Consider the following 22,358-nt stretch of genomic DNA (forward strand, 5'->3'; position numbering starts at 1 on the left):
GAAAACTCCTGCAGAAAGGCCAGCACGACCAGCATATTATCCCAAGTGCGACTATCCCACTAAACGGTGCAACAAGTAGTCCAATTGGACAAATGAAGAAATGGATTTAGGACTTTTGAAAAACTTTCCGAGAATAACTTGACACAAACAATAAGCATTCTAATGCTTACAAAAGATTAAAAATAGTGTATAATAAAAAGGTTATGAAGGAAAATGTCTTATTGCCAATTAACATGTTACTTTCTACTGCTGAGTAATCTTTGAGCTGTAGATGAGTTATGAGCTGGAAAGACATACTAATCTAAATAAAGTGAGGAGACAGATGAGAAAAGAAATCTCTCCTGAAATGTATAACTACAATAAATTTCCAGGACCGCAATTTATTACATTCGAAAATCAAGTCAAAAGTGATGACTATTCTTTTGTGATTTTGGAAAATATTAAAGATGCCTTTGATCCGACTGTTTTTAGCCAACGATTCTCAGAAATCCTACTTAAATACGATTATATCGTTGGAGATTGGGGTAATGAACAACTCCGTCTTAAAGGGTTCTACAAAGATAATAAGGATGCAAAGAAATCTAATCGTATTTCTCGATTAGATGACTATATCAAAGAGTATTGTAATTTTGGTTGTGCTTATTTTATTCTTGAAAATCCTGAGCCACAAGAGGTGACATTTGAGGAAGAACGTAGCTCAAAACGTCGTAAATCCTCTCGAAAACGTTCAGGTAATCGCAGTCGTGAAGAAGTGAAATCAGCCAATAATAAGGTAACAAATAAACATTTCAGTACCCAAAAACGTAAAGATAACCGCGTGCGTGATGAGCGCAGCAAAAAACGTCAACAACAAAAGGAAATTCAATCTGCTAAGCAGCATTTTGTAATCCGTAAGAAAGAAAAATAAAGGAAGTCGAAAATGACAGAATTAACAACAGAAGTTAAAAAAGAGCGTCGTCCACGTCGCCAAAAACCAGAAGATATGCCAGGTTACAAGCCATCTATCTATAGCCTAACACGCGATGAATTGATTGAATGGGCAATCGAACATGGTCAGAAAAAATTCCGTGCCACTCAAATCTGGGATTGGCTCTATCGTAAACGTGTCCAATCTTTTGAAGAAATGACTAACATTTCCAAGGATTTTATCGCAGTCTTGAATGAGAATTTTTGTGTCAATCCACTTAAGCAACGTATTGTCCAAGAATCAAAAGATGGCACTGTTAAATACCTCTTTGAACTTCCTGATGGCATGTTGATTGAAACTGTTCTTATGCGTCAGCACTATGGTATGTCAGTTTGTGTGACTACTCAGGTAGGATGTAACATTGGCTGTACTTTCTGTGCTTCAGGTCTTATCCCTAAACAACGTGATCTTAACAGCGGAGAAATCGTTGCTCAAATCATGTTGGTTCAAAAGTATTTTGATGACCAAGGACAGGGAGACCGCGTCAGCCATATCGTGGTTATGGGTATCGGTGAGCCTTTGGACAACTATAAGAATGTTATGACCTTCCTTCGTGTTGTCAATGATGACAATGGTTTGGCAATCGGTGCACGTCATATCACGGTGTCAACATCTGGTTTGGCTCACAAAATCCGTGATTTCGCCAATGAAGGGGTCCAAGTTAACTTGGCTGTTTCCCTTCACGCGCCAAACAATGAGCTGCGCTCAAGCATCATGCGTATCAACCGTTCTTTCCCGTTGGAAAAACTCTTCGCAGCTATCGAGTACTACATTGAAACAACCAACCGTCGTGTGACTTTCGAGTATATCATGCTCAACGGTGTTAATGATAATCCTGAAAATGCTCAAGAATTGGCTGATTTGACTAAGAAAATCCGTAAATTGTCTTATATCAACCTTATTCCTTACAACCCAGTTTCAGAGCATGACCAATACAGCCGTTCAACAAAAGAACGCGTTGCAGCTTTCTATGACGTTCTTAAGAAAAATGGTGTTAACTGTGTAGTTCGTCAAGAACACGGTACAGACATCGATGCTGCTTGTGGTCAATTGCGTTCAAATACCATGAAACGTGACCGTGAAAGAGCAGTGGTAGAGGCCGCTAAATAATGTCGCACTTTCTTGATGACAAGGCAGAGCTCACTAGCTTAGGCCGTAAAGTCACCTGGACTTTGGCTGGTCTTTATGCTTTAGCCATCTGCTATATGTGCTTTGGTCCTCAACACACAGTCGACGGTATCGAAACTCCAAATATTATCTATTGGGGACGCTTGCGGTTACTTCTAGTACCCTTTAACACCCTCCTTAGTTTTGGTCAATTGGAAGGTGGCCTTGAGATTTTTTGGGTCATTGGCCAAAATCTCCTCAATATCTTGCTCCTCTTTCCTCTGCTTTTGGGAATGCTGGCGCTCTATCCAGACTTACGTTCTTGGAAGAAGATTATTTGGACAGCTTTCAGACTTAGTCTCTTTATTGAATGCACCCAGCTTATCCTAGACTTCCTTTTCGATGCCAATCGCGTCTTTGAAGTGGACGACCTCTGGACTAATAGCCTAGGCGGAGCCTTAGCCTTTATCACATATAGGTTTTTACAGGAAAAATTTAAAAAGAAATAAAGATGGAAGTCTATTAATGGATTTCCATCTTTCATTTGATACGACAGCTAATAGATAGTTGTATTGATCTTCTTTTTTGATTGGGCCTAAGCCTATTTGAAGATAGAAGTTTAAAAGAACAAATCACTTGACTTGAAGTACACTCTAAGGTGTATAATGGATTCTGTTTGCATATTGTGCCCTCTCCCAAGTCTAGACTTATACTCTTCGAAAATCAAAATGAGAGATTGTTAAGCCTTCTTGCCTACCTAGAGGTATGCCTGCGTCAGCTTGCCTCCTCTAGTTTTGATTTTCATTGAGTATTAGGAGAGATGGGATTTAAAGAAATAAAATTTTAAAAGATTAAGCAGGGATATTGGCAATCACCAATAAATTGGCCTATAATCCTAGCTCAGAAAGGAAGATTTATGAAGATTTTAAAGAACCTGATGTGGTTCTTCAAATTAGAAAAGCGCCGCTATCTCATCGGAATTCTATCACTTAGTTTGGTAGCGGTTCTTAATCTCATTCCGCCTAAAATGATGGGGACGGTTATTGATGGGATTACTAGTGGACAGTTGACTAGAGCAGAGCTTTTATGGAGTTTACTCTGGTTGGTTTTGTCAGCTTTGGGAATGTACATCCTACGCTATATCTGGCGTATGTATATTTTGGGGACTTCTTACCGTTTGGGTCAGATTATTCGCTATCGACTCTTTGAGAAATTCACCAAAATGTCACCCTCCTTCTATCAAAAGTACCGTACCGGTGACCTCATGGCCCATGCTACAAATGACATCAATGCCCTAACTCGTCTTGCTGGTGGCGGTGTCATGTCGGCTGTTGATGCTTCCATCACAGCCTTGGTGACTTTGGCAACCATGTTCTTCACTATTTCATGGCAGATGACTCTGATTGCCATTATTCCTCTGCCTTTCATGGCCTTTGCCACTAGCAGATTGGGGCGTAAGACCCACAAGGCCTTCGGGGAATCACAGGCTGCCTTTTCAGAACTCAATAACAAGGTTCAGGAATCGGTTTCTGGGATTAAGGTAACTAAGTCCTTTGGTTATCAGGATGATGAGCTCCGCTCTTTTCAAGAAACAAATGACATGACCTTTGCCAAAAACATGGTCACTATGAAATACGATACCCTCTGGGATCCCTTGGTCTTGCTCTTTGTCGGGGCTTCCTACCTTCTAACTCTCTTGACAGGGGCCTTCATGGTTTCTGCAGGTCAGGTGACGGTCGGTAGCCTGGTCACCTTCATTACCTACTTGGATATGTTGGTTTGGCCCCTCATGGCCATCGGCTTTCTCTTCAACATGGTTCAGCGTGGGACGGTTTCTTACGAGCGTATCAATAATCTCTTGGAGCAGGAGTCTGATGTCCAAAATCCAAGCAATCCTATCAAACCAGCCCAGAATGGTCGTTTGGAATACGATATCAATTCCTTCAGTTATGAAGAAGACGAGACCTTATCAGATATTCATTTTGCCCTTGAAAAAGGTCAGACCCTTGGTTTGGTTGGTCAAACGGGTTCTGGAAAAACAACTCTGATTAAACTGCTCCTGCGGGAATACAATGTCTCTTGTGGCATGATTAAGCTCAATGGTCATGATATTTGTGACTATAATTTGGCTGATTTGCGCAGCTTGATTGGTTATGTCCCTCAGGATCAGTTCCTCTTTGCGACATCAATCTTAGACAATGTTCGTTTCGGAAATCCCGCTCTGCCATTGGCCCAAGTGGAAGAAGCAACTAAACTGTCTCAGGTTTATGATGACATTATGGCCATGCCGGAAGGGTTTGATACCCTGATTGGTGAAAAAGGGGTCAGTCTGTCGGGTGGTCAGAAGCAGAGGATTGCCATGAGTCGTGCCATGATTCTTAACCCTGATATTCTCATTTTGGATGATTCTCTGTCAGCCGTGGATGCCAAGACGGAGCATGCCATTATTGAAAATCTCAAGGCGACTCGCCAAGACAAATCGACTATTATTACTGCCCACCGTCTCAGTGCTGTGGTCCATGCCGACCTGATTTTGGTCATGCAGGATGGTCGCATTATCGAGCGTGGTCGACACGACGATTTGATTGCTCAAGGTGGCTGGTACGCTGAAACTTATGAATCACAACAATTAGAAATGGAAGGAGATGCTGATGAAGAATAATGCTAACCAATGGCGCGTCTTTAAGCGTCTCATGTCCTATCTGAAAAATTACAAGTGGTTGACTGCTCTGGCATTGACCTTACTCCTATTAACAACAGTGGTTCGCAGTGCTATTCCCTTGGTGGCTTCCTACTTTATCGATAACTTTTTGACCAATATGGACCAGACAGCTATGATGATTTTGGTAGGTTACTACCTCATGTATGTTCTCCAAACTATCATCCAGTACTTGGGAAATCTCTTCTTTGCGCGTGTGTCTTACAGCATCGTCCGTGATATTCGTCGTGATGCCTTCGCTAATATGGAAAAGCTTGGTATGTCCTACTTTGACAAAACGCCAGCGGGCTCTATCGTCTCTCGCATCACCAATGACACCGAGAGTATCAGCGATATGTTCTCTGGTATTCTCTCTAGTTTCATCTCGGCCATCTTCATCTTTACGGTGACTCTTTTGACCATGCTCAGGCTCAATGCGGTGCTGACAGGCTGGGTAGCCCTTTTCCTACCTTTCATCTTTATTCTGGTCAATATTTACCGCAAGAAATCTGTTGCCGTTATCGCTAAAACACGTTCACTCTTGTCTGACATCAACTCCAAGTTGTCTGAGAGCATCGAAGGTATTCGTATCATTCAGGCCTTCAGTCAGGAGGAACGCCTCAAGGATGAGTTCGAAGCCATTAACAAGGAGCATGTGGAATACGCCAATCGTTCCATGGCCTTGGATAGTCTCTTCCTCCGCCCTGCCCTTTCCCTGCTCAAACTCCTTGCCTACGCTATCCTCATGGCCTACTTTGGCTTCCGTGGTATGGAGCTTGGGATTTCGGCCGGTCTCATGTACGCCTTCATTCAGTATGTCAACCGCCTCTTTGACCCCCTCATTGAAGTGACTCAGAATTTCTCTGTCCTCCAGACTTCCATGGTCTCTGCGGGTCGCGTCTTCGACCTGATTGATGAGACGGCTTATGAGCCTTCCCAGGAAAATAGCGGAGCTGAGATTGAGGAAGGAAATATCGAGTTCAAAAACGTCAGCTTTTCTTATGATGGTAAGAATCAAATTCTTGATAATATTTCCTTCAAGGTCAACAAGGGTGAAACCATCGCCTTCGTTGGTCATACGGGATCAGGGAAATCATCTATCATCAATGTCTTCATGCGTTTCTATGAATTTCAATCTGGTCAAGTCCTGCTTGATGGCGTTGACATTCGCAACTATAGTCAAGAACAATTGCGCAAAAATGTTGGTCTGGTACTGCAAGATCCTTTCCTCTATCATGGGACAGTCAAGTCAAATATCAAGATGTACCAAGACATTTCAGATGAGGACGTTCAAGCAGCAGCAGAGTTTGTCGATGCCGATCAATTTATTCAGAAATTGCCTGACAAATATGATTCTCCTGTAGCTGAACGAGGCTCAAGTTTCTCTACTGGACAGCGTCAGCTCTTGGCTTTCGCCAGAACTGTAGCCAGTCAGCCTAAAGTCCTCATTTTGGACGAAGCGACAGCCAATATTGACTCAGAAACAGAACAAATCGTGCAGAATTCCTTGGCTAAGATGCGCCAGGGCCGCACAACCATCGCCATCGCCCACCGTCTCTCGACTATTCAAGATGCCAACTGCATCTATGTCCTTGACAAGGGCCGTATCATCGAAAGTGGCAGCCACGAGGAGCTCCTAGCTCTTGGCGGCACTTACCACAAGATGTACCAGCTTCAGGCGGGTATGATGGGAAACTAAAAGATTTATCATGAACCAACTTAGAAAACTGGGTTGGTTTTTTGATGTTCGAAATCGTGACATTTGTCATATCATGTCATGACATTGGGGACTGAAATAGTTTTTCCTTTCCTTGTAAAATGAATGTAGAAATAAAGAAAGAGGGTTATCTCAAATGAAAAATAAACCATCCCTTATCATCTATGCTCTTATTGGAAGCACTTTTGCTGGCCTTAGTGTCTTTACAAATCTCTTTGAAATAGTACGCTTTGAATCTATCTTTTCGCATATGGGACAATTCATCGGTGTCTTGATTTCAGCTTCTATTCTGATTAGCATTACTAAATCGATTATTAAAGAATTGTGGAACTAATGTAATAATATGAAATCATTGAAACTAGTACTTATTTTCATCGCTATTACAGTCTTTATTGGTGTATTGAGCCAGACAAGTGATTACATGGCAAGCATTTCACTACACCATTTTTACGCATTAATGGGGATTCGATTGACACTATTTTATGGTCTTTTCCCGTATTTTAAAAAAAGAAAGGAGCAACACAATGTCTAAAGTTATCGAGGTCAAAGGGCTCAATAAAAACTTTAAGGATAAGAAAGCCTTGTCCGACATTTCCTTTGACATCTATCAAGGTGACTGTCTGGCCTTGATTGGTCCAAATGGATCTGGCAAAACAACACTTTTTAACTGCCTATTAGGCGATCTTCGTCCAAGTTCTGGTCAAATTTCGGTCTTAAATAAAGAGCCCAGTTCGCAACAACTCAAAGAAAAGATTGGCATTCTTTTCCAGGAAAATCGAACGGAGCAAAAAATAAAGGTTCAGGAACTTCTTGATTTTCAAAAAGCCATCTACCCAAATCCTTTGTCTAGTCAAGAAATTGACAATCTCCTCCAGTTTACAGATCAGCAGAAAAACCAATTTGCCGAAAAATTGTCCGGTGGGCAACGCAGGCTCCTAGCCTTTGTTCAAGTTTTAGTTGGACAGCCTGATATCCTCTTCCTAGATGAGCCAACCGCTGGTATGGACACTTCTACCCGTATCCGTTTCTGGGAAATCGTGGCAGATTTGAAAAAAGCTGGCACGACCATCATCTACTCTAGCCACTATATCGAAGAAGTGGAGCATACAGCTGATCGTATTTTAGTTCTCCACCAAGGTCAACTGATACGTGATACCACCCCTTACCTCATGCGGGCTGAAGAAAAAGAAAAAATCTTCACACTTCCGGTTGCCTATCTGCCTGTCATCGAAAATCAAGACATTGAAGATTTGGTCATCAAAACAGACACCATCTCCTTTAGCACTAGACAACCACAGGTCATTTGGGACCAGCTATCTCAAGCTAAGTGCCTTATTGAGGATATTGAAATGACCAATCGGACTCTCCTAGATTCTATCTTTGAAAGTGAGGCAAATCATGAAGACCTTTAAAGCTATTCTCAAACAAGAGTACTTGATTAACAAACGCTCCCTGTCCAATCTGGTCATGGCTATTGGTATGCCGATTGCCTTCTTCCTGCTCTTTACCTCCATATGGGCTAGCGACGATACCATGTCTAAAGATGTGCTAGTTCTTTGGACTCGCCAGTATATGATGCAAATGACGGCTTTTTCCAGTCTCAGTTTTGCCTTCTTCTCCCTGCCCTATGCTTTTCAGGAAGATAGACAAGGGAATCGTTTGAGAAACATTCAACATAGCCCCGTTCCTTTATGGCAGTACTACGTGAGTAAAATCATGGGAATTTTGGTTCACTTTATCATAGCTATAATAGCGGTATTTGCTGTTGGGCATTTTTTCAAACATATCAATATGCCTCTCAAAGATTGGCTGACCAGTGCTGGAATTTTATTCGCAGGAGCCATCTGTTTTATGCCTTTCGGAGCTCTCCTATCTAATATTAAGTCATCTCAAACCCTTTCCATCGTGGCCAATATCCTTTATATGGGATTAGCTGTTTTAGGTGGACTTTGGATGCCAATTGAAACTTTCCCAGATTTCATGCAAAAAATGGCTAAAATTACTCCAACATATCATTTTAACAACTTATTGATTTCTTATTTTGACAAGGATTTTTCTAGCCAATCACTGTTAATTTTGTTTGCTTATGCTATCATAGTTTTAGTAGCTGCCTTGGCAGTCGGAAAAAAACTTGAGGTAAAATGATGTTTCGTCCATTTCAGAAAAATTATATTCTCTATTATCTAGCTTTAATTTTTCTTGCCTATCCAATTGGGGGAGTCATTTGGTTTGGGTATCCTTTGTGGACACTTGCTCTAACTAGCCTCTTTACCATTTCTTATTTAGCCCTTATTCATATCAATAACCAATTTCATAAGACGATTTTTTGTTTATGGTTCAATTCACTGGCCTATGTCGTTTATATGTCATGTTTTTACGATGGTGCTTTTATGTGGTTTTTCTTTTTCCACAGTAATTTACTTATTTGGCGATTTCGTGATAAAATCAAGTCTTACAGAGCAATTAGTTTTTTACTGGCATTAGGAAGTGTTGTTATTTATGGACAAATCTTGTCCACTGATATCATCAGTAGGCTTATGGTGACAGTTGTTCCAATCTTTATCCTTTTTATGAGTTACTCACAGTATAGTATCCGTAAAGAGGATGACATGAAATCTGAAATTTACAAACAAAATGAGACAATTAATCTATTGGCAGCGGAAAATGAACGCAATCGGATTGGTCGTGATTTGCATGATACACTAGGCCATACTTTTGCCATGATGACCCTGAAAACCGAGCTGGCTCTCAAACAACTGGACAAGGAAAATCTAGTGGCAGTTCAAAAGGAATTAGAAGAACTCAATCAAATCAGCAGGAAATCCATGAAAGATGTCCGTCAGCTCATCAATAATCTCAAGTACAGAACTGTTGGCGAGGAATTGGACAATATTCGTGATATGTTTTCCCTGTCTGATATTGAATTGCAGGTCCAGAATACAGTCAATACGGACCATCTCTCCCCAGTGATTCAGTCCAGTATAAACATGATTTTGCGGGAATTGACCACCAATATCATTAAACACGCCAAGGCCAAGCATTGTCAAATATGCTTGCAAATGGCTGAAGCTATCACTATCGAAGTTACAGATGATGGGCAAGGATTCTCGAACATGACCGGGGATGAACTGCATTCTATTAAAGAGCGCTTGCAGTTGGTCAAAGGAAAAGTTGAAATCCTTTCTTCAGCCAATCCAACAAAAATACGTGTTACCTTAGAGGAAGGAGAATTGTCATGAAATTACTAGTTGCTGAAGACCAATCCATGCTACGTGATGCTATGTGCCAACTCCTTTTCATGGAGGATGATGTTGATGAAATTTTCCAAGCAAACAACGGCAAAGAAGCTTTGAAAATCCTAGAAAACCAAGATGTGGATGTCGCCATTCTAGATATTGAAATGCCCCAAAAGACGGGTCTGGATGTACTGGAATGGACACGCGCTAAAGACTTGCCGACTAAGGTCGTCATCGTCACCACCTTTAAGCGTGTCGGCTATTTCCAGCGAGCTGTCAAAGCTGGAGTTGATGCCTATGTGCTCAAAGACCGCTCCATCTCAGAGCTCATGAATACCATCCACACCGTCTTAGCTGGCCGTAAGGAATATTCACCAGAACTCATGGATTCTATCATGAGTCATGAAAATCCCTTGAGCAAGCAAGAACAAAAAGTAATGGAATTAATTGCGGCTGGCAAGACCAGCAAGGAGATAGCAACCAGGCTATTCCTTTCGGATGGAACGATTCGCAATTACACAACTTCAATCTTTAATAAGTTAGGTGCAAATAACCGTATAGAGGCTGTTAAAATTGCACAAGAAAAAGACTGGATATAATCGTCAAGTTTGAAAGGTTTGGTTTTGTACCTGTTTTTTCATACAAATTTCTATTACCTTTTTCTTTTTGCAGATATTGTGAAGTAGTTATGAAAAATCCAATTGTAAGGATGGTTTTCAACTGTCAAAGCTCTGCATTTTTGCTATAATAAAAGGATAAGATAAAGGTGGTATTGGTATGGCAAGAATGATTCCGGGTCGCATTCGTAATCAGGGTGTTGCCCTTTATGAACAGGGGCAAGTTCAAATAGAGAGTGATGATAATGGGCTTCTTCAAGCAAAAGTCGGAGAAGCTCAAGTTCAGTATGCTCTGATAGACGATGAAAAAATTGGCTGTACTTGTGACTTTTTTGGGAAAAAGCAGTATTGTGAACATTTGGCAGCATTAGAGTGTTTTTTAAAAAATGATGAGAGAGGACGTGAAATCAGCCAAGAGTTAGAGTCAAACTCTGAAGATCAGAGAGAGACTAAAGTGAAGAACTCTTTTGGCAGTGTCTTTTTAGATGGATTAGCTGTCAATGAGGACGATACGACCAAATATCGTCTGTCAGCATTAGGAAGCCAAAATCCATATGCTTCAGATTATTTATGGACTCTAAAAATGAATCGATTGCCGGATGAGAGGACCTATATTGTTCGAGATATTGGGGCATTTTTGACAGTTGTTAAGAATGAAGGCTACTATCAAATTGGCAAGAATTACTTTGAGCCTATATCCTTACTGCAGTTTGATACTGCCAGTCAAGAATTGATTCAATTCCTTTGGCGTATTATTCCAGAAAACGATCGCTTGGACTTAGACTATATATTGCCAAATCATGGTCGTCACCTTTCATTACCGCTAGGCTTTTTTGAAGAAGGAGTTCGTCTCCTGACTGATTTGCACGATTTTCAGTTTGAGGGCAATCGTCAGGATTACCGTCATCTTTATTTCAAAGAATTAGAAGGAGAAGATGCCTTATTTGACTTTTATGTTGAAGTGCATCGTCAGTATATTGAGCTGGTTATCAGTGAAAAGACTGTTCATTCGCTTTTTAAAAACGATTTTCTCCTTTACCATGATACCTTCTACCACTTGAATGCTAAACAGAAGAAAATTGTTACAGCCATTAAAACCTTACCGATTGAGGCTGATTTGAAGAAACACATTCAATTTGATTTGGATGACCAGGCGAAGTTGGCAGCTAGTCTTCTTGATTTCAAAGAAATTGGTATTGTCACAGCTCCGAAAAGTTTTGATATTCGAGATTTCAAAGCTCGTTTTGATTTAGGTTTAGATGATCATCAAAATATTTTACTGGATGTCAGTTTTAATTACGGTGGTGGTTTGGTTGTTACCAACAAGTCTGAACAAGAGCGACTTCCTTTTGCAAGTAATTTTAGGCATGAGGAGCGCATTTTTAAGGCTATGGAACAAGAAGGATTTGCTCCGCGCTTTTCAAGTAGCAGGCCTCCGTTGAAAGCGCAAGAGCTCTATCATTTCTTTACTGAAACGATTAGTCATTTTGAAAGACTGGGCTCTGTTTTCTTATCTTCAGATTTAGAGAATCTTCGTTTTTCAGAACGTCCGCAAATTAAGATTGGAGCTAATGCCGGTTTACTGGATATTTCCTTTGATTTTTCAACAATTTTTGAAGGTGATATCGATGAAGCATTGACAGCTTTATTTAATAATAATCCTTATTTCGTTAGTCAGTCTGGTCAGTTAGTTCTTTTTGATGATGAAACTTTGAGGGTTAGTTCAGCACTACAGACTCTACGGGCAAAAAGGGCGCGAAATGGTCATTTGCAATTAGATAGTTTAGCAGCTTTCCAACTTTCAGAACTCTTTAAAAATGACGACTCTGTCTCTTTTTCAAAAGAATTTGAACAACTTGCTTATGACTTGCGTCATCCTGAAAGTTTTGAACTTCCAGAAATAAGGGTGAATGCAGAGCTTCGTGACTATCAATACACTGGTATCCGATGGTTGTCTATGCTAGATAGTTATGGTTTTGGTGGGATATTGGCAGATGATATGGGTCTTGGAAAGACGCTACAAACAATTGCCTTTTTAAGGTCAAAATTAACCTCAGAAAGTCGAATCCTTATTCTGGCACCGTCAAGTCTTATTTATAATTGGCAGGATGAGTTTCATAAGTTCACGCCCGAAATTGATGTTGCTGTTTCATATGGTCTAAAACCTGTCAGGGATGAAATCATTGACCAAGGACATCAAGTAACCATTACAAGTTATGCATCTTTCCGACAAGATTTTGAGAAATACCAGCAATTTAGCTTTGATTACTTGATTTTGGATGAAGCACAGGTAATGAAAAATACGCAAACTAAGATTGCTCAATATTTGCGAGCTTTTGAAGTGAAAAATTGCTTTGCTCTTTCTGGAACACCGATTGAAAATAAACTTCTTGAAATTTGGTCTATTTTCCAAATTGTTTTACCTGGTCTATTGCCAGCTAAGAAAGAATTTCTGAAATTAGACGCCAAACAAGTTTCTCGCTACATAAGACCTTTTGTCATGAGACGTAAAAAAGAAGATGTCTTGCCGGAGTTACCTGATTTAATAGAAATGAATTATCCTAACGAATTGGCTGACAGTCAAAAAGCTATTTACTTAGCACAATTGCGTCAAATGCAAGATAGAATCCGTTATTCTTCTGATGAGGATATCAATCGCCATAAAATTGAAATCTTGTCAGGAATTACTCGACTTCGTCAAATTTGTGATACACCAAGTCTTTTCATGGATTATGATGGTGAAAGCGGGAAAATTGACAGTCTGCGTGATCTTCTGGTTCAAATTAAAGAAAATGGACATCGCGCCCTTATCTTTTCACAATTTCGTGGTATGCTAGATATCGCTGAGAAAGAACTGGCTGAGTTAGGTCTGACTTCTTATAAGATTACGGGGTCAACTCCGGCAAATGAACGTCAGGAAATGACACGAGCCTTTAACAATGGTTCAAAGGATACGTTCCTTATTTCACTCAAAGCAGGTGGTGTAGGGCTTAATTTGACAGGAGCAGACACGGTTGTCTTGATTGACCTCTGGTGGAATCCAGCTGTAGAAATGCAGGCGATTAGCCGTGCACATCGCATTGGTCAAAAAGAGAATGTTGAAGTTTATCGATTAATTACCCGTGGAACGATTGAAGAAAAAATTCTCGAGTTGCAGGAGAGTAAGAAAAATCTAGTGACGACTGTCCTAGATGGTGATGAAAGCAGAGCTAGCATGACTATCGAAGATATTAAAGAGATTTTGGGGATTCAATCTTCAGAAGTGGAGTAAGTGAAGAGTTGTTGATATTCTCTTGGATATAATCAATAAATATATAGAAGGGTTTCCTACAAAACGGGAATCCTTTTTTGTTTTGATATTATTTGAGTATTAGAAAGTCAAATAGAAGAACCATGAAAAATGTTTTTCTGTAAATGTGACTGTCTAGTTTTCGGAAACGCTTGCATTTTTCTGGAGAACTGTTATAATATTTTTGTGATACTTTTAACAAACTATAGGAGAATCTGATGAAAACACCAGAGCAAATTTTAGAGACCACTATACATACTGGGGAGCATAAAACTCACAAAACATTCCAAGCAAAGGCGATACTAGGCTTTATAGGTGGTGCCATGATTAGTTTGGGATACCTTTTGTATATTCGTGTGACTGCCAGTGGTATGACGACATTTGGTCCTTTTGCAAGTTTTTTGGGAGCCTGTGTTTTTCCAGTTGGTTTGATTGTTATCTTATTGGCTGGAGGTGAGTTAATTACCGGGAACACGATGGCGGTGTCAGCTGCGTTTTTTGGTAAGAAAATTTCTGTTAAAGCCTTAGTAGAAAATTGGGCTGTCATTACACTTTTTAATTTGCTAGGAGCTATTTTTGTAGCCTTTGTTTTTGGTCATTACCTTGGATTGACAAATTCAGGTATTTATCTCTAAGAAACAATTGAAGTAGCACATGCAAAGTTAGCAGCGTCTCCGATGAAAGCCTTTGTCTCAGGAATTGGTTGTAACTGGTTTGTAGGTTTAGCTTTATGGCTCTGCTATGGTGCAGAAGATGCAACAGGTAAAATATTGGGGACATGGTTTCCTGTAATGACTTTTGTAGCTCTAGGTTTCCAGCACAGTGTAGCAAACGCATTTATCATTCCTGCGGCTATTTTTGAAGGGCAGGCTAGCTGGTTAGAATTTTTAGGAAACTTTTGTTTTGTTTATTTGGGTAATATTGTGGGAGGAGCTGGTTTTGTAAGTCTCTTTTACTATTTAGCCTATGGTCAGCATAAAGGATAAAAATTGAGTAGTCAGAGGTGATAAAAAGATAAAACTTTTATCTGTCTCTGGCTCTCTTTTTTTGAGTCTTTGTGATAAAATAGAAAACATAGCTTTTCAAATGCGGGAGACACCATGGCAAAAAAAAATAAACAAAGAACAGTTAAAGTAAAGAAGAAGGAGGCCAGTATTCCACGACGAATTAACCTTCTCTTTTTTGTGATTGTCTGCCTTTTTACGCTCATTATATTACGATTGGCTCAAATGCAGATTTTAGAACAAGATTTTTATAATCAGAAGTTAACGGCTTCAACGCTTTATACTGTCAAATTATCAAGCCCGCGTGGTGAGATTTATGATGCTGCTGGGAAAGCTCTTGTGTCTAACGATGTTAAACAGGTCTTAGCTTATACACGAAGCAATACTGTTTCAGCTGAAGAAATGAAGGAATTGGCAGCTAGTTTATCTGAGGTTGTGACTTTGACAGAAACTAAGGTAACGACTCGTGCTAAAAAAGATTATTATTTAGCGGATTCAGATGTCTATGCCAAAGTAGTCCAAGAATTACCTAACGATAAAAAGTATGATAAATTCGGAAATCGTCTGACAGAAGCAACAATCTATGCCAACGCAGTTGAAGCTGTGAAGGATGACGAGATTAATTATTCTGATGATGAGTTGAAATTGGTGTATCTCTTTAATCAGATGAATTCAGTTTCAACATTTAATACCATAAAACTTAAAACAGCGGAATTGACACCAGATCAAATTGCTTATATTGTAGCTAACAAATCAAAGTGGAACGGCATTACAGTAACAACGAATTGGACCCGTCAAAAAATAAGCAGCTCTATTGCTTCAATTTTGGGTACTGTTTCTTCAGAAGAGGCTGGTCTACCTGAGGAAGAAGCAGATGACTACCTTAAAAAAGGCTACTCTCTAAATGATCGCGTCGGAACATCTTATCTAGAAAAATCTTACGAAGAATATTTACAAGGTCAGCATACGATTAAGGAAATTGAAACCGATAAAAATGGGAAAGTCATCTCTGAGGAAGTAACAACAGAGGGACAAGCAGGTCAAAATCTCAAATTAACTCTGAATTCTGATTTTCAATCTGGTGTTGAGGATATTTTGAATCGATATTATAGTGCTGATATTGCATCAGGTTATGCGGATTATTCAGAAGGTGCTTATGTTGTAGCTCTGAATCCGCAAACAGGTGGAATCTTGGCTATGGCCGGCCTTTCTCATGAAAAAGGTGAGCAAGAGACAGAACCTAATGCACTCGGGACGATCACAAATGTTTTTGTCCCTGGTTCTGTCGTTAAGGCGGCTACTATAACAGCTGGTTGGGATTCAGGCGTAATCAGTGGCAATCAGGTTTTAATTGACCAACCTATTAATTTAGCAGGTTCTGCTCCGATTACTTCCTGGTTCACAGGGACAAGTTCGACAGCAATTACAGCTGCTCAGGCATTAGAATATTCATCTAATACTTACATGGTTCAAATTGCTCTGAAAATGATGGGGCAAGAGTATTATACAGGAATGGCTCTAGCTACCAAAGGGATGCAAGAAGCTATGGAAAAACTTCGTGCAGTCTATGCAGAGTACGGTCTTGGAACTAGCACTGGAATAGATGTCCCAGGTGAATCTCTCGGGTATCTTACCAAGGAGTTTGATGCTGCAAATGTCCTGACTGAAGCTTTCGGTCAGTATGATTCCTATACTCCAATTCAACTAGCACAATATGCAGCTACAGTTGCGAATGGTGGAAAACGACTTGCACCTCATCTGGTTGAAGGGATTTATGACAATGATGGATCTGATGGTCTTGGAACACTATCAAAAACGATTGAAACTAATGTTTTAAATACTGTTACTATTTCAGAGGAAAACATGGCAGTTATTCAAAATGGATTCTATCAAGTCGTTAATAGTTCAAGTGGTTTGGCTACAGGAACTAAGATGAGAGGTAGTTCAGTAACAATTGCTGGTAAAACTGGTACAGCTGAAACCTATGCTGAAGCGACTGATGGAAGTATTGTAACGACAGTTAACTTGAGTGTTTTGGCCTATGATTACTCTGAGACCAATGATTCAAAAATTGCAGTAGCAGTGATTATTCCTCATTTGACAAGTTCTGATAACTATACAAATCAATTAATCGCGCGTGATGTCATTGAACTTTATATGACTTCATATGCTAATTCATAAAAAAGTAAAGTCTTATTGGAGAAGATTACGCTCAAGTTCCTGTTGACAAAGATAGAGCTGAGATGCGGTGGCTTAGTGGCCAATCTTTAACTATCTCAAAGTTTGAGATTGACTTACTGAGACTTGTATGAGTGACTATTTCAGATTAAGTCACTAAACTGATACGCGAGAGAACTTATCTTTGTTGGTCAGGAGTTCTGCCAATTACTTCGTAAGACTTTTGTATTTAAAATAAGGAGATTATTTTGCTTTATCCAACGCCTATTGCTAAACTTATTGAAAGTTTTTCTAAATTACCAGGCATCGGTATTAAGACGGCTACTCGTCTTGCTTTCTATACTATTGGAATGTCTGATGAAGATGTTAATGAATTTGCCAAGAATCTTTTGGCAGCAAAACGTGAATTGACTTACTGCTCAGTTTGTGGAAATTTGACTGATGACGATCCATGCAATATTTGTACTGATGAGACACGTGATCGTGGTGTCATTTTGGTAGTTGAAGATTCCAAAGATGTTTCTGCTATGGAAAAAATTCAAGAATACCACGGTCTTTACCATGTTCTTCATGGTCTTATTTCACCAATGAACGGTGTCAGCCCAGATGATATCAATCTAAAAACTTTGATTACGCGTCTTATGGATAGTGAAGTTAATGAAGTCATAGTTGCAACAAATGCAACAGCTGATGGTGAAGCAACATCAATGTACATCTCTCGTGTTCTCAAACCAGCAGGTATCAAAGTAACGCGTTTGGCGCGTGGATTGGCTGTTGGATCAGATATAGAATATGCTGATGAAGTCACTCTTCTTCGTGCTATTGAAAACCGAACAGAACTTTAAAACATCAAAAATACACTCCAGATTCTACCCAATAATTATTGGAAGATTTCGGAGTGTATTTTATTGATTTTTGAAGAGTATCAGTCAAACTCATGAGGTAATATAATAGTTTCAATACCTGCATTATCTGTAATATTGACAATTTCTGGGAAGAAAGGGTCAAAAGGAGTATTATAGTCAAAAACAATCAAAATTTGTCTTTTGACATCGTGGTATTCAAAGGAGAGTTTATCACTGTGATTGGCTAATCTGAAAGTTAAAGTCCGATCTAAAGGCACAACATCCTTCAAATAATTATCCAAAATATCCCAAAAGGTATCAATAATGGTGTGGGGAAGACTTGTTGCAATGCCAAAACTGGCATATCTTTCCTTGGTATGTTCAAATGCCATAGCTTTTTCCTTTCATAATAGGATGGGAGTGGGACAGAACTCGAAAGAAAAAAGAGTTCGTCGTTTCAGCCCCATAAGCCTAGTAGCCCTAACAGTCTGGCAGACAACGCTGACTATGTCAACATCAATGTTCAAGCTTTGAAAAAGTGAAGGAATATCCACTAGGCTACTACGTATTGGTTATTTTCCCAATAATGTCAAAGAGGCTTGGACTTGAGCCTAGCCTCTGACAACTTTAACGATTCTTCAGTTCAAGATAACGTTTGTACCAAATATTAATATAGGATTGTGAAAATGGTCCCTTGCCATTATTAATCCAGTCAACTAAGATTTTAACATTTTCCTTCAAAATGAAATCCAAATCAGCTGAATAGGCCATTTTCTTTTTATGTGATTCATACTCATCAACATCTAGGAGTCGTTTTTCTCCATCAGCAAAAACCTTGACATCTAGGTCATAGTCGATGTATTTCAAAGCTTCCTCATCCATTGCATAAGGACTAGCCAAATTACAATAGTAAGAAACCCCGTTATCACGAATCATGGCAATAATGTTAAACCAGTATTTTTTATGAAAATAGACAATAGCTGGTTCACGGGTTACCCATCGTCTGCCATCACTTTCAGTAACGAGAGTGTGGTCATTGACCCCAATCAGGGCATTTTCAGTTGTTTTCAGTACCATAGTATCGCGCCAAGTACGGTGCAAACTACCATCATGCTTATAACTTTGAATTGTAATAAAGTCGCCTTCCTTAGGTAATTTCATGCCTTACCAACTTTCTACAATTAAACTTATCTCAAATAGTTTATCACAATTTTCTGAAAAATGCACTGATTTAGAGTGAAAATCTTAGAAATAGTCACGAAGAGCAGAGTTTATGTCATCAAAACCGAATCCTTTTCGAGCTAAAGCCTGAATCAATCGTTGTTTGAGGTCATAGCCCTCGTATTTCCGGCTATATTTTCGATATTGCTTATCCAATTCCTTGTAAAGCAAATCTAATTCATTTTCCTCGTCATTTTCAATCTCTAAACTTGTAAAAGCAGCTTGAGCTTGGTTGAAAGAGAACCCTTTATTGCTAAGAGCTTGAACGACCTTATCTTTCAAAGCCTTAGCAGGTAATTTAGCTTGGTATTTTTTGACTAATTTTTGCCCCACTTTTTCGGACAGTTCCGAAAAGTCAGTTTTTGTCATTTCCTGGTCAATAAGCTGCGCAGCAATGCCTTTTTGAAGGAGCTTTTGTTTGAGAACGAATGGCCCCTTATCACCATTATTCATGTTCTGTGAGATGAAGTTTTCAATGTATTTGGCATCATCAATCCATCTGTCCTCTTTAAGAGTCTCCAATACCTGTCCAATAATTTCAGAACTTATCTCGTGTTCAGTAAGGTATTTTCTGACTTCGGCCTCCGTTCTTTGTTTGAAAGAAATATGATAAAGGGCAAGATTCTTTCCATGAGAAAACTGAGCAAAAGTCTGGATTTCTTTAAAAGTTTCCTCATCTAAATTCATCCCTTTTGTCAGCATAAAACGAACGATGGTATCTTCAGTGACATAGAGTTTTTCAGATTCATCAACTTCAAGCAAGTAAAGTCTTTTTTTCTTTTCAATTTTTGTGATTTTCATAAATGTTATTATAGCAAAAATGGTAAAATAGTAGTAACTATAACTTAGAATCAGTATAAAGAGGAAATGATAATGACGAAAAATAAGATAGATAAAATTGTAGATTTGAATCAATATAAACATGACAGAGACTTTGATGAGGACTTCTTTGAAGATCTTTTAAACTTGTCCGAAGAGGAATTAGATGATTTATATGACGATATAGCTTTTGGTCCGGGTCTCTTTGATGATGAAAAAGCAGGACAGGAGTTGCTTGCTGACCTAGAAAATTTAGAAGAGCTCGAAGATGAAATCTATCCAAAGTGGCAGGCTTTGCCAGAAAAAGGCTGGGTTAACTTAGAAGCTAGGCCCTACTTGTCTATTAGAATGGACCTTGCTACCCTCTATAAACAAAATGGACTTTATGAAAAAGCACTTGAAATTTTTTCGAGCATCTATCGCGAAGATGCCAATGATGGTCTAGGCTGTCGTTACGAAATCATGTCCCTCTACGCTTTAAAATCAGATTACTTCCGAGCTGAAGCTTTCTTTGAGAGCCGTCCTGAACATCAAGATGATGTCCTCATGTTGGTTCCCCTTTTAGTAGCTGCTATTTTGTATAGGAGTAATAGCAGAGCTGATGAATTGATTAGAATTTTGGACCGCCAAGTACCTGCCTTTCGCGAGTTTTGTCTTTTGCCAAACTTCCCCTTTGCACAGGTTTTAGAGGCTGCCAATCTAGACTATTACCAGGACAATAGTATCGAAAATCTTTATTTAGCCTTTTATCCTTTGCTTCCGCTTTTGTCTACAGCAACAGTATTTGTTCAAGCCTACCTAAATCGCTATTTTTCTGAGAATGAGTCTTCTAAAAAGTACTATATGTTTGAGGATTCTTCTGTGGACCTTTTGGATTTGATTACTCCTGGACAGTTAGTGCCCTTAAGAGAAAATGGGATCCAAAGCATTGAGGATTTGGCCAATTATACGGAAAAAGAGTTACTTGCTATCCCTAGAATTGGCAAAACTACCCTTAAAAAAATAAAAGAAGCTGGAGTTAGACTCAAAAAATAATGAATTTACAAGTAAAACAACGCATTCCCCTCAAAATTAAACGCATGGGTATCAATGGCGAAGGTATTGGTTTTTATAAGAAGACCTTGGTCTTTGTACCAGGTGCGCTCAAGGGAGAAGAAGTCTTCTGTCAAATCACCAGCGTCAAACGCAACTTCGTCACAGCTCGGCTATTGACCATCAATAAAAAATCAAAATTTCGGGTTCATCCAGCCTGCTCCATCTATGAAGAGTGTGGTGGCTGCCAAATCATGCATCTGCGTTACGACAAGCAATTGGACTTTAAGGACGATGTGATTGCCCAGGCTTTGAAAAAGTTTAAGCCTGCAGATTATGAAAATTATGAAATTCGCCATACTCTAGGGATGGAAAATCCCCAGCATTACCGTGCCAAGTTGCAATTTCAGACCCGCTCTTTTGGAGGTTCTGTCAAGGCTGGGCTCTTTGCTGAAGGTAGCCACCGTTTGGTTGCTATTGAAGATTGTCTGGTTCAGGACCAGTTGACTCAGCAAATCATTAATGGTCTGGTCAAGCTCTTGGATAAGCACAAGGTTCCTATTTACAATGAGCGAAAAATTGCAGGTCTCAGAACTGTTATGGTTCGTAAGGCTCAGGCCACTGACCAAGTTCAGCTCATCTTTATCAGCAGCCGTGACCTCCACTTAGCGCCTCTGATTAAGGACTTGACTGCAGATTTCCCGCAAATTAAGACTATTGCTCTTAACCTAAACACATCCAAATCCAGCGACATTTATGGTGAAAAGACCGAAATTCTCTGGGGGACAGACACCATCAAGGAAGAAGTTCTGGACTATCGTTTTTCTCTGTCGCCTAGAGCTTTCTACCAACTCAATCCTCAGCAAACCCAAGTTCTTTATGGACAAGCTGTCGCTGCCCTGCAAGTCTCTCCAGAGGACCATGTTATTGATGCTTATTGCGGAGTAGGAACAATTGGACTAGCCCTTGCAGGCAAGGTCAAGAGCCTGCGCGGTATGGATATTATCCCAGAAGCCATTGCTGACGCCAAACAAAATGCGCAAGACATGGGCTTTGATAATTGCCATTATGAAGCCGGTAAAGCAGAGGATATCATTCCGAAATGGTACCATGAAGGTTACCGAGCTGACGCCATCATCGTTGACCCGCCAAGAACAGGTTTAGATGACAAGCTCCTCGATACCATTCTCAAATACCAGCCAGCCAAGATGGTCTATGTCTCATGTAACACCTCAACCCTAGCACGCGACTTAGATAAACTTGCTAAAGTTTATGATGTGAAATATATACAAAGCGTGGACATGTTCCCGCATACCGCAAGGACCGAGGCGGTTGTGAAGTTAGTGAAAAAATAGTGCTTTGTGAATAATGATATAGTTATATTTTTAGAAGACTCAGTCTAGCTTATCTGACAAGTGTTGTATAAGTGAGGCTGGTCTTTTTTACTATTTGCAACACCTATTGTAAAAGTAATATAAGGATTTAGCTTGAATCAATTATCTATTAATCAGCGGGTATTATTTCTAGGATTGATATCTTTACTCGGTTATTCAAACTGAGTCAAGCATTGAAAGGAATGTTTCTAACCATACTATTTCACTAGTAAGTAATGAAAGATTATAGAGGTG

General features: G+C 39.6%; 19 protein-coding genes and 1 pseudogene. 17 read left to right on the forward strand and 3 right to left on the reverse strand.

Annotation, left to right across the window (positions count from 1 at the left end; genetic code table 11):
- The first annotated feature begins 322 nt into the window (after positions 1-322).
- From F601_RS0101320 to recR, 15 genes and pseudogenes are all read left to right on the forward strand, one after another.
- Entirely contained in the window at positions 323-907 is a 585-nt protein-coding gene (locus F601_RS0101320) for a YutD family protein (RefSeq protein WP_018163871.1), read from the forward strand.
- Between the two features lie 12 nt (positions 908-919).
- The gene (rlmN, locus tag F601_RS0101325; RefSeq protein ID WP_018163872.1) at positions 920-2,077 is read left to right on the forward strand and encodes a dual-specificity RNA methyltransferase RlmN; all 1,158 of its coding nucleotides are present in this window, start codon (positions 920-922) and stop codon (positions 2,075-2,077) included.
- Complete coding sequence (locus F601_RS0101330) at positions 2,077-2,583, forward strand: VanZ family protein (protein ID WP_018163873.1); 507 nt, start codon at positions 2,077-2,079, stop codon at positions 2,581-2,583. The genes rlmN and F601_RS0101330 overlap by 1 nt, the downstream gene beginning before the upstream one ends.
- Positions 2,584-2,990: 407 nt before the next feature.
- Positions 2,991-4,736, forward strand: a complete 1,746-nt coding sequence (locus F601_RS0101335; RefSeq protein WP_018163874.1) for an ABC transporter ATP-binding protein — start codon at positions 2,991-2,993, stop codon at positions 4,734-4,736.
- A complete protein-coding gene (locus tag F601_RS0101340; protein WP_018163875.1) occupies positions 4,726-6,471 on the forward strand; it encodes an ABC transporter ATP-binding protein in 1,746 nt (581 codons plus the stop codon). Before F601_RS0101335 ends, F601_RS0101340 begins: the two co-directional genes overlap by 11 nt.
- A 154-nt stretch (positions 6,472-6,625) precedes the next feature.
- Positions 6,626-6,823, forward strand: a complete 198-nt coding sequence (locus tag F601_RS0101345) for a hypothetical protein (RefSeq protein ID WP_018163876.1) — start codon at positions 6,626-6,628, stop codon at positions 6,821-6,823.
- A 9-nt stretch (positions 6,824-6,832) separates the two neighbouring features.
- The gene (locus F601_RS12760; RefSeq protein ID WP_074485529.1) at positions 6,833-7,021 is read left to right on the forward strand and encodes a hypothetical protein; all 189 of its coding nucleotides are present in this window, start codon (positions 6,833-6,835) and stop codon (positions 7,019-7,021) included.
- Complete coding sequence (locus F601_RS0101350) at positions 7,014-7,901, forward strand: ABC transporter ATP-binding protein (RefSeq protein WP_018163877.1); 888 nt, start codon at positions 7,014-7,016, stop codon at positions 7,899-7,901. The genes F601_RS12760 and F601_RS0101350 overlap by 8 nt, the downstream gene beginning before the upstream one ends.
- A complete protein-coding gene (locus F601_RS0101355; protein ID WP_018163878.1) occupies positions 7,888-8,634 on the forward strand; it encodes an ABC transporter permease in 747 nt (248 codons plus the stop codon). The genes F601_RS0101350 and F601_RS0101355 overlap by 14 nt, the downstream gene beginning before the upstream one ends.
- A complete protein-coding gene (locus F601_RS0101360) occupies positions 8,634-9,728 on the forward strand; it encodes a sensor histidine kinase (protein WP_018163879.1) in 1,095 nt (364 codons plus the stop codon). Before F601_RS0101355 ends, F601_RS0101360 begins: the two co-directional genes overlap by 1 nt.
- Positions 9,725-10,324 carry a response regulator transcription factor gene (locus tag F601_RS0101365; RefSeq protein ID WP_018163880.1) on the forward strand — a complete coding sequence of 200 codons (600 nt, stop codon included), beginning with the start codon at positions 9,725-9,727 and terminating at the stop codon, positions 10,322-10,324. Before F601_RS0101360 ends, F601_RS0101365 begins: the two co-directional genes overlap by 4 nt.
- A gap of 178 nt (positions 10,325-10,502) precedes the next feature.
- Complete coding sequence (locus F601_RS0101370; RefSeq protein WP_018163881.1) at positions 10,503-13,613, forward strand: pilus expression-regulating Snf2 family helicase; 3,111 nt, start codon at positions 10,503-10,505, stop codon at positions 13,611-13,613.
- A 236-nt stretch (positions 13,614-13,849) separates the two neighbouring features.
- A pseudogene (locus tag F601_RS12125) lies at positions 13,850-14,617 on the forward strand (formate/nitrite transporter family protein).
- A 114-nt stretch (positions 14,618-14,731) separates the two neighbouring features.
- Complete coding sequence (pbp2b, locus tag F601_RS0101380; RefSeq protein WP_018163884.1) at positions 14,732-16,816, forward strand: penicillin-binding protein PBP2B; 2,085 nt, start codon at positions 14,732-14,734, stop codon at positions 16,814-16,816.
- A gap of 245 nt (positions 16,817-17,061) precedes the next feature.
- Positions 17,062-17,658, forward strand: a complete 597-nt coding sequence (gene recR / locus F601_RS0101385; RefSeq protein WP_018163885.1) for a recombination mediator RecR — start codon at positions 17,062-17,064, stop codon at positions 17,656-17,658.
- Between the two features lie 80 nt (positions 17,659-17,738).
- On the opposite strand, the gene F601_RS0101390 is transcribed toward recR, so the two are convergent.
- The 3 genes from F601_RS0101390 to recX all read right to left on the reverse strand — a co-directional run bounded on the left by F601_RS0101390 (position 17,739) and on the right by recX (position 19,680).
- A complete protein-coding gene (locus F601_RS0101390) occupies positions 17,739-18,050 on the reverse strand; it encodes a DUF960 family protein (RefSeq protein WP_018163886.1) in 312 nt (103 codons plus the stop codon).
- 235 nt (positions 18,051-18,285) lie between these two features.
- Positions 18,286-18,819, reverse strand: a complete 534-nt coding sequence (gene ntdP / locus F601_RS0101395) for a nucleoside tri-diphosphate phosphatase (protein WP_018163887.1) — start codon at positions 18,817-18,819, stop codon at positions 18,286-18,288.
- An 84-nt stretch (positions 18,820-18,903) separates the two neighbouring features.
- Positions 18,904-19,680 (reverse strand): recombination regulator RecX, encoded by a 777-nt coding sequence (recX, locus tag F601_RS0101400; protein ID WP_026183054.1) that lies wholly within the window; start codon positions 19,678-19,680, stop codon positions 18,904-18,906.
- Positions 19,681-19,752: 72 nt separating this feature from the next.
- On the opposite strand from recX, the gene F601_RS0101405 reads away from it, so the two are divergent.
- Together F601_RS0101405 and rlmD are read left to right on the forward strand one after the other, a co-directional pair.
- A complete protein-coding gene (locus tag F601_RS0101405; protein ID WP_018163889.1) occupies positions 19,753-20,733 on the forward strand; it encodes a helix-hairpin-helix domain-containing protein in 981 nt (326 codons plus the stop codon).
- Positions 20,733-22,085: a 23S rRNA (uracil(1939)-C(5))-methyltransferase RlmD gene (rlmD, locus tag F601_RS0101410; protein WP_018163890.1), complete on the forward strand. Its 1,353-nt coding sequence runs from the start codon at positions 20,733-20,735 to the stop codon at positions 22,083-22,085. The genes F601_RS0101405 and rlmD overlap by 1 nt, the downstream gene beginning before the upstream one ends.
- Positions 22,086-22,358: the final 273 nt, after the last annotated feature.

The sequence above is a fragment of the Streptococcus henryi DSM 19005 genome, from assembly GCF_000376985.1.
GTDB lineage: Bacteria > Bacillota > Bacilli > Lactobacillales > Streptococcaceae > Streptococcus > Streptococcus henryi.

Excerpts from the sequence above, each read along its gene's own strand:
- F601_RS0101330 (WP_018163873.1), top strand. The coding sequence starts at position 2,077 with ATGTCGCACTTTCTTGATGACAAGGCAGAGCTCACTAGCTTAGGCCGT.
- ntdP (WP_018163887.1), bottom strand. The coding sequence starts at position 18,819 with ATGAAATTACCTAAGGAAGGCGACTTTATTACAATTCAAAGTTATAAG.
- F601_RS12760 (WP_074485529.1), top strand. The coding sequence starts at position 6,833 with ATGAAATCATTGAAACTAGTACTTATTTTCATCGCTATTACAGTCTTT.
- F601_RS0101320 (WP_018163871.1), top strand. The coding sequence starts at position 323 with ATGAGAAAAGAAATCTCTCCTGAAATGTATAACTACAATAAATTTCCA.
- rlmD (WP_018163890.1), top strand. The coding sequence starts at position 20,733 with ATGAATTTACAAGTAAAACAACGCATTCCCCTCAAAATTAAACGCATG.
- F601_RS0101360 (WP_018163879.1), top strand. The coding sequence starts at position 8,634 with ATGTTTCGTCCATTTCAGAAAAATTATATTCTCTATTATCTAGCTTTA.
- F601_RS0101390 (WP_018163886.1), bottom strand. The coding sequence starts at position 18,050 with ATGGCATTTGAACATACCAAGGAAAGATATGCCAGTTTTGGCATTGCA.
- rlmN (WP_018163872.1), top strand. The coding sequence starts at position 920 with ATGACAGAATTAACAACAGAAGTTAAAAAAGAGCGTCGTCCACGTCGC.
- pbp2b (WP_018163884.1), top strand. The coding sequence starts at position 14,732 with ATGGCAAAAAAAAATAAACAAAGAACAGTTAAAGTAAAGAAGAAGGAG.
- F601_RS0101350 (WP_018163877.1), top strand. The coding sequence starts at position 7,014 with ATGTCTAAAGTTATCGAGGTCAAAGGGCTCAATAAAAACTTTAAGGAT.
- F601_RS0101370 (WP_018163881.1), top strand. The coding sequence starts at position 10,503 with ATGGCAAGAATGATTCCGGGTCGCATTCGTAATCAGGGTGTTGCCCTT.
- F601_RS0101365 (WP_018163880.1), top strand. The coding sequence starts at position 9,725 with ATGAAATTACTAGTTGCTGAAGACCAATCCATGCTACGTGATGCTATG.
- F601_RS0101405 (WP_018163889.1), top strand. The coding sequence starts at position 19,753 with ATGACGAAAAATAAGATAGATAAAATTGTAGATTTGAATCAATATAAA.
- F601_RS0101345 (WP_018163876.1), top strand. The coding sequence starts at position 6,626 with ATGAAAAATAAACCATCCCTTATCATCTATGCTCTTATTGGAAGCACT.
- F601_RS0101355 (WP_018163878.1), top strand. The coding sequence starts at position 7,888 with ATGAAGACCTTTAAAGCTATTCTCAAACAAGAGTACTTGATTAACAAA.
- F601_RS0101335 (WP_018163874.1), top strand. The coding sequence starts at position 2,991 with ATGAAGATTTTAAAGAACCTGATGTGGTTCTTCAAATTAGAAAAGCGC.
- F601_RS0101340 (WP_018163875.1), top strand. The coding sequence starts at position 4,726 with ATGAAGAATAATGCTAACCAATGGCGCGTCTTTAAGCGTCTCATGTCC.
- recX (WP_026183054.1), bottom strand. The coding sequence starts at position 19,680 with ATGAAAATCACAAAAATTGAAAAGAAAAAAAGACTTTACTTGCTTGAA.